The organism is Microbispora amethystogenes, from assembly GCF_016863015.1.
Lineage (GTDB): Bacteria > Actinomycetota > Actinomycetes > Streptosporangiales > Streptosporangiaceae > Microbispora > Microbispora amethystogenes.
The window spans coordinates 179,831-193,896 of the sequence record NZ_BOOB01000009.1 but is presented as its reverse complement, the minus strand read 5'-3'; the positions used below and the strand labels follow the sequence as shown (position 1 = coordinate 193,896).

At 73.1% G+C, this 14,066-nt stretch carries 13 protein-coding genes; 7 read left to right on the top strand and 6 right to left on the bottom strand.

Annotated elements, in window-relative coordinates:
* Window positions 1-22: 22 nt before the first annotated feature.
* From Mam01_RS06700 to Mam01_RS06690, 3 genes are all read left to right on the top strand, one after another.
* Window positions 23-781, top strand: a complete 759-nt coding sequence (locus Mam01_RS06700) for an ABC transporter ATP-binding protein (RefSeq protein ID WP_204284521.1) — start codon at window positions 23-25, stop codon at window positions 779-781.
* Window positions 775-2,136, top strand: a complete 1,362-nt coding sequence (locus tag Mam01_RS06695) for an ABC transporter permease (protein ID WP_204284520.1) — start codon at window positions 775-777, stop codon at window positions 2,134-2,136. Before Mam01_RS06700 ends, Mam01_RS06695 begins: the two co-directional genes overlap by 7 nt.
* Before the next feature lie 167 nt (window positions 2,137-2,303).
* Entirely contained in the window at window positions 2,304-3,650 is a 1,347-nt protein-coding gene (locus tag Mam01_RS06690; RefSeq protein WP_204284519.1) for a sensor histidine kinase, read from the top strand.
* Here the strand turns inward: Mam01_RS06690 and egtD are convergent.
* The 5 genes from egtD to Mam01_RS06665 form a co-directional block, all read right to left on the bottom strand.
* Window positions 3,640-4,623 carry an L-histidine N(alpha)-methyltransferase gene (gene egtD, locus Mam01_RS06685; protein ID WP_373868683.1) on the bottom strand — a complete coding sequence of 328 codons (984 nt, stop codon included), beginning with the start codon at window positions 4,621-4,623 and terminating at the stop codon, window positions 3,640-3,642. The two genes, Mam01_RS06690 and egtD, sit on opposite strands and share 11 nt — an antisense overlap.
* A gap of 42 nt (window positions 4,624-4,665) precedes the next feature.
* Entirely contained in the window at window positions 4,666-5,382 is a 717-nt protein-coding gene (gene egtC / locus Mam01_RS06680) for an ergothioneine biosynthesis protein EgtC (RefSeq protein WP_204284517.1), read from the bottom strand.
* 3 nt (window positions 5,383-5,385) lie between these two features.
* The gene (egtB, locus tag Mam01_RS06675; protein ID WP_204284698.1) at window positions 5,386-6,663 is read right to left on the bottom strand and encodes an ergothioneine biosynthesis protein EgtB; all 1,278 of its coding nucleotides are present in this window, start codon (window positions 6,661-6,663) and stop codon (window positions 5,386-5,388) included.
* A 17-nt stretch (window positions 6,664-6,680) separates the two neighbouring features.
* Window positions 6,681-7,817: a glutamate-cysteine ligase family protein gene (locus Mam01_RS06670; protein ID WP_204284516.1), complete on the bottom strand. Its 1,137-nt coding sequence runs from the start codon at window positions 7,815-7,817 to the stop codon at window positions 6,681-6,683.
* Between the two features lie 114 nt (window positions 7,818-7,931).
* Window positions 7,932-8,588 (bottom strand): hypothetical protein, encoded by a 657-nt coding sequence (locus Mam01_RS06665; protein WP_204284515.1) that lies wholly within the window; start codon window positions 8,586-8,588, stop codon window positions 7,932-7,934.
* A gap of 132 nt (window positions 8,589-8,720) precedes the next feature.
* Between Mam01_RS06665 and Mam01_RS06660 the strand changes: the two genes are divergently transcribed.
* From Mam01_RS06660 to Mam01_RS06645, 4 genes are all read left to right on the top strand, one after another.
* Window positions 8,721-9,854: a sensor histidine kinase gene (locus Mam01_RS06660; RefSeq protein WP_204284514.1), complete on the top strand. Its 1,134-nt coding sequence runs from the start codon at window positions 8,721-8,723 to the stop codon at window positions 9,852-9,854.
* Window positions 9,851-10,519: a response regulator gene (locus Mam01_RS06655; RefSeq protein ID WP_239101094.1), complete on the top strand. Its 669-nt coding sequence runs from the start codon at window positions 9,851-9,853 to the stop codon at window positions 10,517-10,519. The genes Mam01_RS06660 and Mam01_RS06655 overlap by 4 nt, the downstream gene beginning before the upstream one ends.
* A 19-nt stretch (window positions 10,520-10,538) precedes the next feature.
* Window positions 10,539-11,504 carry a 2,3,4,5-tetrahydropyridine-2,6-dicarboxylate N-succinyltransferase gene (gene dapD / locus Mam01_RS06650; protein ID WP_204284513.1) on the top strand — a complete coding sequence of 322 codons (966 nt, stop codon included), beginning with the start codon at window positions 10,539-10,541 and terminating at the stop codon, window positions 11,502-11,504.
* 112 nt (window positions 11,505-11,616) lie between these two features.
* Window positions 11,617-11,793 carry a hypothetical protein gene (locus Mam01_RS06645; RefSeq protein ID WP_191910244.1) on the top strand — a complete coding sequence of 59 codons (177 nt, stop codon included), beginning with the start codon at window positions 11,617-11,619 and terminating at the stop codon, window positions 11,791-11,793.
* An 85-nt stretch (window positions 11,794-11,878) separates the two neighbouring features.
* On the opposite strand, the gene Mam01_RS06640 is transcribed toward Mam01_RS06645, so the two are convergent.
* Window positions 11,879-13,723: a glycoside hydrolase family 6 protein gene (locus Mam01_RS06640; protein WP_307819874.1), complete on the bottom strand. Its 1,845-nt coding sequence runs from the start codon at window positions 13,721-13,723 to the stop codon at window positions 11,879-11,881.
* Window positions 13,724-14,066 lie beyond the last annotated feature (343 nt).

Below are 14,066 nucleotides of genomic sequence, written 5' to 3'. Positions count from 1 at the left end.
CGCTCCCGGTTGGCTCGGCTCCATGAGACGAACAGGCACGACACAGACGACCGGGCAGGCGGTCCTGCTCGACTCGGTCCGCATGGTCCACGGCACCGGGCCGGGCGCGGTGACCGCTCTCGACGGCGTGAGCCTCGGCTTCGCCCAGGGGACCTTCACGGCCGTGATGGGGCCCTCGGGCTCGGGCAAGTCGACGCTGCTGCACTGCGCCGCCGGGCTCGACCGGCCGACGGACGGGACCGTCCTGATCGGCGGCGTCGACCTCGGCCCGCTCGGCGAGAAGGCGCTCACCCTGCTGCGCCGGGAACGGGTCGGCTTCGTGTTCCAGGAGCACAACCTCGTCGACGCGCTCACCGCCGAGGAGAACGTGGCGCTCCCCCTCCGCCTGGCCGGGCGCCGTCCCGGACGGGACGAGGTGCGCGCGGCGCTCGCCGAGGTCGGCCTGGACCGGCGGGCCGGGCACCGGCCCGCCGAGCTCTCCGGCGGCGAGCGGCAGCGGGTGGCGATCGCCCGCACGCTGATCACCCGGCCCGCCGTGCTCTTCGCCGACGAACCGACGGGCGCGCTCGACCGCGCCGCGTCCCGCGTGGTCATGGAACTCCTGCGCGCGCTCGTGGACGCCCACGGGCAGACCGTCGTCATGGTCACACACGACCCCGCCGCGGCGGCGTACGGCGACCGGGTCGTGCTGCTCGCCGACGGGCGGCTCGCCGGGGAGCTGGACCGGTCGAGCGCCACCGAGATCGCCGCCCGTGTGGCGCTGCTGGAGGAGACGTGCTGAGCCGTCCCCTCAACCGGCCCCTGAACCGGCCCCTGAGCCTGGCCCTGCTCCGCGGCCGGTGGACCGGCCTCGCGGGCACCTTCGCCGCGCTCTGCCTCGGCGCCGCGATCCTCACCGCGAGCGCGCTGCTGCTGACGTCCGCGGGCCCGCGGGTGCCCGCGCGGTACGCCGCCGTGCCCCTGCTCGTGCGCGGCCCCGGCGTGCCCGGGGAGGAGAACAACTTCGCCGAGAACCCGCCCTGGTCTCCCGGAACGACGGAGGCGCTGGTCCGCGCCCTGGCGTCGGTGCCCGGCGTCGCGGCGGTCGTCCCCTACCGCACCCCCGGGCCGTACGGCGCGGACGGGGTCCGCGTCATCGGGCTGCGCACCGAACCAGGAGCCGATCTTTCCGCCATACGGGCGGCGGCCGGGCGTGCGGTGCGCGACGCCGGGGCCGGCGCGGCGCGGGTGCTCGCCGGGGAGGACAGGGCGGAGGCCGAGCCGGCCGCCGACGCGCGGACCCGGTGGATCGGCATGCAGGTGCTGACCGCGATGGCGCTGCTCGGCGGCTTCGTGTCGGTGTTCGTGGTCGCCTCCACGTTCGCGTTCCGGGTCGTCCAGCGCCGCCGGGAGTTCGGCCTGCTGCGGGTGGCCGGCGCGACCCCCCGCCAGGTGCGGCTGATCGTGTACGGCGAGGCGCTCGCCGTGGGCGTCGTCGCGGCGGTGGCCGGGGCCCTGCTGGGCGCCGCCGTCGCGCCGGCCGTGGGCGGGGTGCTCGTCACGGCGGGCTTCGAGCCCGCGTCGTTCGACGTGCGCATCACCCCCCTGCCCCTGGCCGGCGCGGTCGCGGCCGGGATCGCGGCGGGCCTGCTCGGCGCGTGGTCCGCCTCGGGCCGGGCCGCCCGGGTCCGCCCGCTGGAGGCCCTGCGCGACCACGCGGCGGGCGGCACGCCGATGACGCGCCTGCGGTGGATCACCGGCGTCGCGTCGGTCGCCGGCGGCCTGGCCCTGGCGGTGGCGAGCGCCTCCGCCCGGGAGGACCTGCGCCTGTCCGGAGCGACGCGGCGGCAGGTGATCGCGGCGACCGCGGCCGAGGCGGTGCTCGTCACCGGGATCGGCACCACGCTCGGGTTCGCGGTGGCCGTGCCCGCGCTGCTCGGGATGCGCGCCGGGCTGTCCCAGAAGGCCGGAGCGGCCGTCCCCCTGGTCATTCCCTGGCCGGCGGTCGCGGTGGTGGTGACCGCCTGTCTCGTCCTCGCGGCCGGCGCCGCCACCCTTTTCACATACGGCGCGATTTCCCCTCGGCGACCACCGTTCCCACGGCCCGGAAAAGCGGCGCGAGGAGTGGGTAAAGGGACGGCCAAGCATCGGCCCTGAGCTGGTAAGACTTGTGATCCTTTTTGTCCTGAGGCGTCCGAACTCGGATACGTCCCATACCCTTTTTGTACGCGCATTGCATTACGGGGAATCGGGGAGGGGCCATGACTGGCAGGCGCATGCCTTTCCTTTTACGCCCGCGTTCTATTCAGGCGCGCATCGCCCTGATGAGCGCGGTCCTCTCCCTCACGGTTCTCACGGTGATCGGGGTGGGCCTGGACCTCGCGGTCCGGAACCGGATCCACTCGAACCTGTTCATGGACACCCAGCGGGTGGCCACCGACTGGATCGCCTCGATGGGCCCCGACGGCATCCCGGCGCCGCCCGCCGCGCACGAGAACCTCGTGCAGCTCGTCGACTCCCGCAACCGGGTGATCACCGCCAGCCGGGGGGCGACCGGCAGGCCGCCGCTGACCTCTCCCATGCCCGGCGACCTGGACCGCCTGCAGTACCGGATCGAGTGCCGGAACGGGGACTGGTGCGTCGTGGTCACCGCCGTACGGGTGCTTCCGGTGCAGACCCGGCTCTTCTGGAACGGCGAGCCGCACGCCGTCTACTCCGGGAAGGCCGAGCCGGCCCTCCTGGCGACGCGGCGGCTGGAACTGTTCATCGCGATCGGGGTGTTGCTCATGACGACCGGCTGGACCTGGGCGAGCTGGCGCTCGGCCGGGCGCACACTGCGCCCCGTCCGGGAGATCCGCGAGAAGGTCGAAGAGATCACCGTGCGCGACCTCAGCCTGCGGGTGCCGCAGCCGCGCGGCCACGACGAGATCGCCGAGCTGGCGCGGGCCTCCAACGGCCTGCTCGAACACCTCGACTCCTCGGTGCGCCAGCAGCGGCACTTCGCCTCGATGGTCTCCCACGAGCTGCGGACCCCGCTGGCCGGCCTGCGGACGCAGCTGGAGGAGGCCCTTCTCTACCGAGACGAGACCGATCCGTACGAGACCCTGCGGACGGCGGTGCGCACCACCGAGCGCTGCCAGGCGATCATCAACGAGATGCTCACGGTCGCCCGCGTCCGCACGGCCGCGGCGGCCGAGCCCGAGCCGGTCGACCTCGGGACGCTCGCGCGAGAGGAGGCGGCCGCCCGTACGGACGGGGTGCCCGTGCGCGCCGAGATCAGGGACGACGTGACCGTCCTCGGCAACCGGATCCAGCTGTGCGGCGTGCTGACCAACCTGCTGATCAACGCCCAGCGGCACGCGCACAGCGAGGTGGAGGTCAGCGTCGAGCGGACCGGGGACGAGGCGGTCGTCACCGTGCTCGACGACGGCGACGGCATCGCGCCGGAGGACCGCGAGCGGGTCTTCGAGCCGTTCGTGCGGCTGAAGGACGGGCGCCGCCGCGACCCCAAGGGCACCGGGCTGGGCCTCGCCCTCTGCCGCATCACGGCGGACGCGCACCACGGCACGCTCCGCGTCGAGGACTCCCCGCGCGGCGCCCGCTTCGTCCTGCGCCTCCCCCTGCCCGCGGGGGCCTCGGCCGCCGCCCGCCCCCGGCAGCTCACCCGCTGACGCCCGGCCCGGTGACGGCGGGTACGGCGGCGAGGGTCAGCGCGAAGTCGCCTCCGCTGTCGGTGTACCAGCGGGCGACCGCGAAGCCGGCCCGGGACAGCTCGCCGAGCAGGCCCTCCCTGCGGAACTTGGCGCTGATCTCCGTACGCAGCTCCTCCCCCGCGCCGAAGGCGGCCGTCAGGCCGAGCGCCCTGATCGGGACCTCCATCGGCCGGGCCGCCCGCAGCCGCATCTCGATCCACTCCTCGTCCTCGTCGTAGAGCGCGACGTGATCGAACGCCTCCGGCTCGAAGGCGGCGTCCAGCTCCCTGTTGATCACGCGGAGCACGTTGCGGTTGAACGCGGCCGTGACGCCCCGCGGGTCGTCGTACGCCGCGACCAGCCGGGCGGGGTCCTTCACCAGGTCGGCGCCGAGGAGCAGGGTGTCCCCCGGCCGCATCGTGGCGCGCAGTTCCTTGAGGAACACCTCCCGGGCGGCGGGCGTGAGGTTGCCGATCGTGCCGCCGAGGAACGCGACCAGCCGCCTGCCCGTCCTCGGCAGCAGGGCGAGGTGCCGCTCGAAGTCGGCGCGCACCGGCCGCACGTCCAGGCCGCGATAGCGTACGGCGAGCCGCTCCGCCGCGGCCTCCAGCGTGACGGCGTCCACGTCGACCGGGACGTAGGCCCGGAGCGTCCCGGCGGCGGCCAGCGCGTCGAGCAGGAGCACGGTCTTCTCGCTGGTGCCCGAGCCCAGTTCGACGAGCGTGTCGGCGCGGCTGAGCGCCGCGACGTCGACGGCCCGGCGGCGCAGGATCTCCAGCTCGCACCGGGTGGGGTAGTACTCGGCCAGCCGGGTGATCCGGGCGAACAGCTCGCTGCCGGCCGCGTCGTAGAACCACTTGGGCGGCAGCCACTTGGGTGTGGAGGTGAACCCGGCGCGCACGTCGCACTCCAGAGCCTGGCGCAGGTAGTCGCCGCCGAGGTGATCGATCATGCTCATGAGGTCCCCTCTCAGTCGGTGGCCGTCGGATGGGTGTCAGATGGGTGTCACCGCCACGCCGTCGGGGGAGGCGAGCAGCAGGCTGCGGTCGGGCACGGCCCGCCATCCGGGCCGGTCGTCCAGCGGCTCGCTGGACACGAGCACTCCCTCCTCCAGGTGGGTGAACAGGGTGTCGCCCCAGGTGACGGCCGCCACCTCCGCGCCGCCGGTGACGAGCAGGTTGAGCCGTGCGTGCCGGTCCCCCTCGGCGGCCTCGCACACGACGAGGGACAGCGCGTCGGCGAGCGGCACGCCGTCGCGGAGGCGGGCGAACACCGCCGAGGCGAGCCACGCCGAGTCGCACGCGCTCTCCGGGTCGGCGTCCACGCCGGTCACGAGGGGCCGGACCGCCTCCCGCCGGACCCTGCCGTTGTGGCTGAGCAGCCAGCGCCCGTCGGCGAACGGCGCGGTCGCCGTCTCCTCCACCGGCATCCCGGTCGTGGCCGACCGGACCGCCGCGAGCAGGCACGACGAGCGCGCCGCCGCGGCGAGACCGGGCATGTTGGCGTCCGCCCAGATCGGCACCGCCCGGCGGTAGCGGACCGGCCCCGGCAGGGCCGCGTCGTACCACCCGAACCCGAACCCGTCGGCGTTCACGGTGCCGTACCTCTGCAGGCGCGGCGCGTACGACTGGCGCAGCAGGCCGTGCTCGGGGTCGCTGACCAGCGAGGCCAGGGACCGCGGCGGCCCCAGCCACGCCGCGTGGCGGCACACCGGTTAGTCCTCGGATCGCGCGCAGCGGAACCCGGCGAAGATCTGCCTGCGGATCGGGAGGTCCCAGTTGCGGAAGGTCGTCCGCACCGCCGAGGGATGGGTGGCCCACGAGCCGCCGCGCAGCACCCGGTAGGTCTCCCCGAAGAAGACCTCGCTGTACTCCTTGTACGGGAAGCTCCGGAAGCCCGGATAGGGCTGGAACCAGGAGTCCGTCCACTCCCAGACGTCGCCGACGAGTTGTTCGACGCCGTACGGGCTCGCTCCCTTGGGGTACGCCCCGACCGGCGCGGGCCGCGCGGCCCGGTGTCCCAGGTTCGCCCGGTAGGCGAGGTCGGCGGGCCCGGCGTCGCCCCAGGGATACTCGCGGCCCCCGCACGCTTTCTCCCACTCGGCCTCGGTCGGCAGCCGCCTGCCCGCCCATCGGGCGTACGCGTCGGCCTCGTACCACGAGACGTGCTGGACCGGCTCGTCCGGCGGCACCGGCTCCTCCCGGCCGAAGCGGAGACGCCACCAGGTGTCGCCGTCCCTCGTCCAGAACAGCGGGGCGTCCACGCCGGTCCGCTCGACCCACTCCCAGCCCTGCGGCAGCCACCAGCGCGGGTCGCGGTAGCCGCCGTCCTCGACGAACCGCAGGTACGCCCCGCAGGTGACAGGATGACGGTCGATCCAGAAGCCCGGCAGGTGCCGCCGGTGCGCCGGGCGTTCGTTGTCGTACGCCCAGGCCACCGTGTCCGTGCCCATGCTGAAGATCCCGGCGGGGATGTGGACCTCGGGATCGGCGGCCGGAGCGCCGCCGGGCGGCAGCTCGCCGTCGCGCACCAGCCCCGGCCGCCGGGACAGCTGCAGCGTGGCCAGCATGGTCTCGTCGTGCTGGTGCTCGTGCTGCAGGACCAGCCCGAAGACGAAGCCGCCGGCCCGCAGCGGGTCGGGGTCGGCCGGGTCCAGCCGGTCGAGGACGTCGAGCACCCGGCCGCGTACGCCCGAGATGTACTTCCTGGCCTCGGCGGGGGTGAGCAGCGGCAGCGAGGGCCGGTTCGCGCGCGGATACTTGAACGCGTCGTAGAGGTGGTCGATCTCCGGGCGCAGCGGCTCGATGCCGCCGACCTCCCGGAGCACCCACAGCTCCTCGTAGTTGCCGACGTGGGCGAGGTCCCAGACCAGCGGCGACATGAGCGACGAGTGCTGACGCGTCAGCACGTCGTCGTCGGCGTCGGTGTAGGCGAGGGACCGCTCCCGCACGGCGGCGAGCTCGGCCGCGATCCTGTCCTTCAGACCGGTCATACCGATGTCGAGTTCGGTCACGCGAACATCTCCTCCATCCGGTCGGCGGCCGGCGGGCGGCCGGATTCGATGTGCCGGGAGGCGAACGCGCGGACCCGGGCGACCAGCCGGGGCCCGGCCCCGAGCCGGGGTAGCGCCTCGGCGGCGGCGCGGAAGCAGACGGAGGCGCAGCGGCGCAGGGCGGAGTCCGTGAGCCCGAGGCGGGCGGCGTCGGTCCAGCGGCCGGCGAGCGGCCGGGCGGCCTCCAGGGCGGTCGCCGCGGCCTGGTCGTCGGTCACGAGCGCGTGGACGATGGCCGCGCACACGGGCCATCCGGCGGGCCCCTGCGCGTCGAGGTAGCGCACCTCCAGCCAGCCGCGGGGACGCACCGGCGGGAAGAGCGTGGTGGCGTGATAGGCGATGTCGGCCTCACCCGCCGGCCGCCCGGCCACCCGGGCGAAGTCGCGGAACGGCGAGCCGTCGAGGACGGGCCGGCAGGCGTCGCCCTCCCGGACCATCATGAGACGCGCGTCGAGGAGGTAGCGCGCCCAGTCGTCCGCCGGGTCGCCGCCGCCGTCCAGGCGTTGTGCGACGGGAGCGGTCCTGGTCGGATCGAGACGGCTCCACACCGCCTGGCGCCCGGAGGCCCACCCACCGGCAGGCGAGTTGGCGAAGGCGGCCACGAGCACCGGGCCGAGCACGTGGGCGCGTTCCCAGCGAGCCCGCGGATCGTCGCCGAAGTCGAGGTTGACCTGGATCGAGGCCGTCGAGCACATCATCGCCGGTCCGTGCGGGCGGCCCAGGAAGGCGGCCATCGCCTCGTACCTCGGCTCGGTCAGCTGCCGGACGGGCGGGCGGAGCACGTCGAGGCCGCGGTTGCCCAGCCGCAGCCCGGCCCGGGCGAGCGCGAGCCGTACGGCCTCGACGTCGGCGGTGAGCTGGGTGATCGCGGCGGGCAGGACGTCGGGCGGGGCCGACAGTTCGAGCTGACCGCCCGGCTCGAAGGTCACCTTGCTGCCACCCGGGAGCGGCGGGAGCGCGTCCTCGATCCTGGCGACGGGGACCGGCCTCGCCCGGTCCATCGCGTCGAACACCAGGAACTCCAGCTCGACGCCCAACCGGCTCGACGTGGCTCCGCGGAAGCAGTCCCGAGCGTACCCCTGCACGTCGGTCATCCGCCCCCCTCGCCTCACACGACCCGCCTCACACGACTCGGTGGTGCCGAGTCAACTTTCCCCGTAAATGCCTCTTTCAACCTGAGAACTGGCCAAACAGGGAGTCGACCGGGGTCACGCTGAGGTCGTGGCCCACTCCTCGTCCCGCATCCGGATCATCGAGACGCCCACCGCACCGAAGACCACGAGCAGGATGACCGGGCCGCCGAGCCCCAGGACGAGGTTCCAGGCGCTCGCGCCGAACAGCCAGACGACGATCCCGGCCAGCACACCGGCGGGGAACCACCATCCCGCCCGGCCCGCCCGGGCGTACGCGACGGCCACGAGGACGAGCCCGAGGAAGCTTCCGATCAGGCCGGGCATCTGCCAGGCGGCGATCATCGCGGGCTGCGCCGCGTCCTGCATGAGCTTCTCCGCCTGCGCCGGCGGCAGCATCTGGTACGCCACGATGTCGAAGAAGTCGGAGATCATGAGCGCCGAGAAGTTGATCAGGCCGAGGACCGCGATCACCCCGGCGATGTGGGCGAGCACCACGCCCTTCCCGCGGACGAGGTGGACGAGGCCGATCACCCCGGGGACCCACAGGATCCACGCGTAGTGGAGGAGGGTCGCGCTGACGCCCACGGCGCCCGGGTTGTGCGCGTACACCAGGGGGTCCTCAACCCCCGGCTCGGATGGGTCGGCGGCCATGCCGAGGAGCAGGCAGAGCGGCGCGAGGACGAGGCTGGCGCCCGCCGCGACGCGGCGGAAGGAGTTCGCGTTGGTAAGCATGCGGAGGACCGTACGGAGCGGACCCGGGACGCGTCGTCAAAGCACTCTTTGACCTTCTGTCCCCCTGTAGGGGGATTTTCGGCGGGCCTCAGGCGGACGTGGAACGGTACACGGCGGGGTTACCCTCTGCTCATGCTCCACCGCCGTCCCCCCACAACCGTCGACTGGCTCGTCGCGGTGGTCGTGGGCCTGTTCGCGGTCGCCGAGGAGGTCAGCGGGCGCACGGCAGCCCCCTCGCGCGGCCATCTGTCCCTCTGGATCGCCGCCGGGCTCATCGCCGCCGCCGGCGTGCTGTTCCGGCGACACGCCCCCTTCGCGATCCTCGCCGTCTACTCCGCCGCCAACGTCGCGCTGCTCGTCCTGACGCCCCAGATGGCGGCGGCCTGGCAGTTCTACACCCAGCTCGTGCTGTTGTTCACGCTCCTGTCGGAGGTCCGGCCGCGCGGCGTCAAGGCCGTATGCGGCCTCGGCGCGACCGCTGCGTTCGTGGCCGCCATGCTGGCCGCCTCGTCCCCGCCGTCCGGCCCGGGGGACGTCGCCGTCGCGCTGGTCATGTGCGCGATCGCGGCCGGCGCGGGCCTCGCCGTACGCCGGCACCGCGCGCTCGCCGAGCAGGCCGCCGAGCGCGGCGAACTGCTGGCCCGCGAGGCGGTGGCGGAGGAGCGCGCCCGCATAGCGCGCGAGCTGCACGACATCGTCGCCCACAGCGTCAGCGTGATGACCATGCAGACCGGCGGCGTACGGCTCATGCTGCGCGAGGACCAGGAACGCGAGCGCCAGGTGCTCACCGCCGTCGAGGAGACCGGCCGGGGCGCCGTGGACGAGCTGCGCCGGATGCTCGGCCTGCTGCGCGGATCACCGGCCGAGGTCCCGGGGCCGCGGGCCGGCCTCGACGGCCTACGGGACCTGCTGGACCAGGTCCGCGCCGCCGGGCTCGACGTGACCCTGGAGGTGCGGGGCGATCCGGTGCCGCTGTCCGCGGGGCTCGACCTGTCGGCCTACCGCATCGTGCAGGAGGCCCTGACCAACACGCTCAAGCACGCCGGCGCGACCCGGGCGGAGGTGACCGTCGCCTACGGCCCGCGGGAGCTGCGCCTCGACGTCGTGGACCACGGCCCCCGCGAGGGGCGTGCCCGGCCGGCCACGCGAGGGAGCGGGCACGGGCTCATCGGCATGCGGGAGCGGGCCGCGCTGTTCCGCGGCACGCTGACCGCGGCGCCGCTCCCCTCGGGCGGCTTCGGCGTCCGGGCGGTGCTGCCGCTGTGAGCGGGGGTTTAGTCGGGATCCTGATCGCCGACGACCAGGCGATGGTCCGGGCCGGGCTGCGCCTGGTCATCGGGACCCAGCCGGACCTCGCCGTGCTGGACGAGGCGTCCGACGGCGAGCGCGCCGTCGAGCTGGCCCGGAGCCTGCGGCCCGACGTCGTGCTGCTCGACATCGCCATGCCGCGCCTCGACGGCCTGGAGGCGGCCCGGCGGATTCTCGCCTTCCCGGAGCCGCCACGGGTGATCATGCTGACGACGTACGACACCGACGAGAACCTCGACCACGCCCTGCGCTCGGGGGTGAGCGGCTTCCTGCTCAAGGTGTCGCCGCCCGAGCACCTGTTCGCCGCGATCCGCAGCGCGGCGCGGGGCGAGGTCCTGCTCGACCCCGCCGTGACCGAGCGGGTCGTCGACGCCTACCGGCGCGCAGGGCCCGCCCCGGCGCCCGGCGACTCGGGGCTGACGGCCCGGGAGGAGCAGGTGCTGCGCCTGGTCGCGCGGGGGCTGTCGAACGGCGAGATCGCGGCCGCGCTGGCGATCGCCGAGGCGACGGTGAGCACGCACATCAACCGGCTCCTCGCCAAGCTCGGCCTGCGCGACCGCGCCCAGGCCGTGCGGCACGCCTACGAGTCGGGTCTGGTCCGCCCCGGGGACACCGGTGCGTGAGCCGGTAGCGTAGGTGTCCATGACAGCTATCGACTCCACCTCTGGTGCGTACGGCATCGGCCTGGCCACGATCGCCGCGGACGGCACCGTGCTCGACACCTGGTTCCCCTTCCCGGCGCTGGGCGAGCCCCCGGCCGTGGGCACCGAGCCGATCTCCCACGAGGACCTGGGCGAGGGCATGGCGGAGCTCGTCGGCCCCGACCCCGCCCGCGGCGTCGAGGTCGAGGCCGTGCGCACCGGCATCGCCGACCTGGCGGCTCCGCCGGCCGACGCGCACGACGCGTACCTGCGCCTGCACCTGCTGTCCCACCGCCTGGTCCGGCCGCGTGCGCTCAACCTCGACGGGATCTTCGGGCTGCTGGCCAACGTCGTGTGGACCAACCACGGCCCGTGCCGGGTTGAGGGCTTCGAGGAAGTGCGGCTGCGCCTGCGGGCCCGCGGCCCGGTGACCGTGTACGGCGTGGACAAGTTCCCCCGGATGGTCGACTACGTGCTGCCCGCGGGAGTGCGGATCGCCGACGCCGACCGCGTACGGCTCGGCGCGCACCTGGCGAGCGGCACCACCGTCATGCACGAGGGCTTCGTCAACTACAACGCGGGCACGCTCGGCACCTCGATGGTGGAGGGCCGGATCTCCGCCGGGGTCGTCGTGGGCGACGGCTCCGACGTGGGCGGCGGCGCCTCGATCATGGGGACGCTGTCCGGCGGCGGCAAGGAGGTCATCTCGATCGGCGAGCGGTGCCTGCTCGGAGCCAACTCCGGCGTCGGCATCTCGCTGGGCGACGACTGCGTGGTGGAGGCCGGGCTGTACGTCACGGCGGGCACCAAGGTCGCCCTCCCGGACGGGCAGGTCGTGAAGGCCAGGGAGCTGTCGGGCAAGTCGGGCCTGCTGCTGCGCCGCAACTCGACGACCGGGGCCGTCGAGGCGGTGGCCAGGGACAGCAGGGGCATCGAGCTCAACGCCGCGCTGCACGCCAACGACTGATCTCCCCTACTGAGCCGCCCTACCGAGGCGCACCCTGAGATGACCCTGAGTTGGCCCTGAACTTGGCCTTCGGCCCTGTGAGCGGGGGGAGTGCGGCCCGTACCGTGAAGGCATGGGACGCATTCTCCTCATCGCAGCAGCCGTCGTCGTCGGGTTCTTCCTTCTCGGCTCCGTGATCGGGCTCATCTTCGGCGCGCTGAAGTGGGTCCTGATCATCGGCGCGATCGCCCTGATCGTGTCGGTCGTGTTCAAGCTCACCCGGAGCAGCGGGTCGAGCCACTACACCTGACCGGCCGCAGGACAGGTAAAAGGGGCGGGCCCCGTCGCGATCGCGACGGGGCCCGCCTTCTTGTGCGCCTACGCGGTTCCTCGGGTTACGAGAGCGGCGGGTAGGCGTTCTGCATGAGCTGCTGGAACTGGGCGGAGAACCAGTGGCCCGAGACCGGGGCGCCGCCGAGGGCACCGGACATGCTGTTGCCGTTCAGCGAGTTACCCGTGTAGGTCGGGTCACACATCCGGTCGAAGCCCTTGCCCTCGTTGTTGTCGATGGCGGAGCTGGAGCCGTCGGACTCACCCGGGGGCTTGATCCAGACGTAGGCGTCGAGACCGGCGACGGGGTTCGCCTTCGGCCGCTCACCCATGCCGGCGCCGGACTGGTTGCACCAGTTGCCGGCGTGGATCCGGCGGTCGACGCGGGACTGGTTGACGAACGTGTCCACGTTGGTGGACGTGCTCGGCCCGGTCGGACGGGCCGAGCCGCCCCAGCCGTTGCGGGAGGTGTCGATCAGCATGCCCAGCGTGTTCGGGAAGCCCTTCGCCACCAGGGCGCTGCGGAGACCGACCGCGAAGGACTGCTCGTCCACGTAGTAGTTCCAGTCGACCCACTTGGACTGACGCACCGACTGGCCGTTCACCGAGGTGTTGATGGTGAAGTACGGCTCGACCGTCGCGCCGAAGTTGGCGGTGTTCACGATGAAGCCGTCGACGCTGTTCACGCCGTCAGTGGTGCCGGACGCGACCTGGTGGAAGAGGTTCACCACCGGGCCGAAGTTGGTGTCCCAGCCGAGCCAGGCGTGGTGCGCCGCGTCGACGTAGGTGTAGACGTTCCGGATCGCGTGCAGCTTGTTCAGCGCGTACTGCACACCCTGGACGTAGGCGCCGGAGGACTGGGCCTCCTGGCACGCCTGGAAGTTGCTGACGTTGGTGATCAGGTTCGGCAGCGAGTCGGGCTCGACGATCGTCACGATGCGGAGGTTGGAGTACTTCGAGTCCGCCATGATCCCGGCGATCACGTCGATGTACTCGGACTTGTACCGCGCGAGACCGTTGTTCGCGATCTTCAGCTCACCGTTGGAGGAGAGCGCCGAGCAGTCACGGTTCGGCAGGTCGTAGATGACGACCTGGATCGTGAGAGGCGCGCTGCCGTTGGCCGCGTCCTGCTTGACCGCCTCGTCCAGGTGGTCACGCAGGCCCATGCTGTTGTTGCCGGCCGAGCCGGAGCTGATCGCGGCGATGCGGTCCAGCCAGACCGCCGTGGAGGTGTTGGCGATCCGCGAGCCGCCGGGCTCGGACTTCGCGCTGGCCGACCAGTCCGGGTTCACGTAACCCGTGGCGCCGACGTACGGGTTGTCCACGTGGGTCCCGGGCGGCGGCGGCGAGTACGACGGCGACTGGGACGGGGACTGCGAAGGCGACTGGGAGGGCGACTGCGACGGGGACTGGGACGGCGACTGCGAAGGCGACTGGGAGGGCGACTGCGAAGGCGACCGCGACGGCGACTGCGACGGGGACTGGGACGGCGACTGCGGGGTGCCGTTGCAGCTCACGCCGTTGATCTTGAAGTCGGTCGGCGACGGGTTGCTGCTGGTCCAGGTGCCGTTGAAGCCGAGGCTCGTGGACGCGCCGGTCGCGAGCGACTTGTTCCAGTCGAGCGCGGTCGCCGTCACGTTGCTGCCCGACTGGCTCCAGTTGGCCGACCAGCCCTGGGCGACCTTCTGGCCGCTGTTCGGGAAGGTGAACGTGAGCGTCCAGTTGCTGAGCGCGTCACCCAGGTTCTGGATGGTCAGGTTGGCGGACATGCCGCCCTGCCACTGACTGGCGGAGTAGGTGACTTTGCACGAGACCGCAGCATTCGCCGAAGTGGCGGTGGCCACGGCCGCCGTGGAACCGATCGCGAGCACGGCCGCCGCGACCAGGCCGCGGCGCACCGTGGAGCTCACGGCTCCCGGTCGGGGGGTGGATCTCATTGGGAAGGTCCTCCTGGCGGTGGTTACTGCGCTTGGGAGCGCTCCCACGAACCATAGGCACCGCCCCCGGCGGCGTACAGAGACCCGTCAAGACCCACACCGCCACGAATAGGCCACCCGGCGTGTACCCGCCGCCCGAACAGGGCATCCATGGTGACGTTACGCCCGAAGACGCCTGCGTGTTACGTGAAAGTTTCACCCATTCATCCGCGAAACGCGTGGCCAGGGCCCTACGGTGCGTCAACCGGATCCCGCGGGCGGGACGCCGGGCGGTCCCCGGCGGAACGCCCGGGACGGCGGCGCCGGACGCGAACCT

What these genes read in the sequence shown, in the direction of transcription:
- Mam01_RS06700 (WP_204284521.1), top strand. Translation starts at nt 23, where the DNA reads ATGAGACGAACAGGCACGACACAGACGACCGGGCAGGCGGTCCTGCTC.
- dapD (WP_204284513.1), top strand. Translation starts at nt 10,539, where the DNA reads ATGACAGCTATCGACTCCACCTCTGGTGCGTACGGCATCGGCCTGGCC.
- egtD (WP_373868683.1), bottom strand. Translation starts at nt 4,623, where the DNA reads ATGATCGATCACCTCGGCGGCGACTACCTGCGCCAGGCTCTGGAGTGC.
- Mam01_RS06670 (WP_204284516.1), bottom strand. Translation starts at nt 7,817, where the DNA reads ATGACCGACGTGCAGGGGTACGCTCGGGACTGCTTCCGCGGAGCCACG.
- egtB (WP_204284698.1), bottom strand. Translation starts at nt 6,663, where the DNA reads ATGACCGGTCTGAAGGACAGGATCGCGGCCGAGCTCGCCGCCGTGCGG.
- Mam01_RS06660 (WP_204284514.1), top strand. Translation starts at nt 8,721, where the DNA reads ATGCTCCACCGCCGTCCCCCCACAACCGTCGACTGGCTCGTCGCGGTG.
- Mam01_RS06645 (WP_191910244.1), top strand. Translation starts at nt 11,617, where the DNA reads ATGGGACGCATTCTCCTCATCGCAGCAGCCGTCGTCGTCGGGTTCTTC.
- Mam01_RS06665 (WP_204284515.1), bottom strand. Translation starts at nt 8,588, where the DNA reads ATGCTTACCAACGCGAACTCCTTCCGCCGCGTCGCGGCGGGCGCCAGC.
- Mam01_RS06690 (WP_204284519.1), top strand. Translation starts at nt 2,304, where the DNA reads ATGAGCGCGGTCCTCTCCCTCACGGTTCTCACGGTGATCGGGGTGGGC.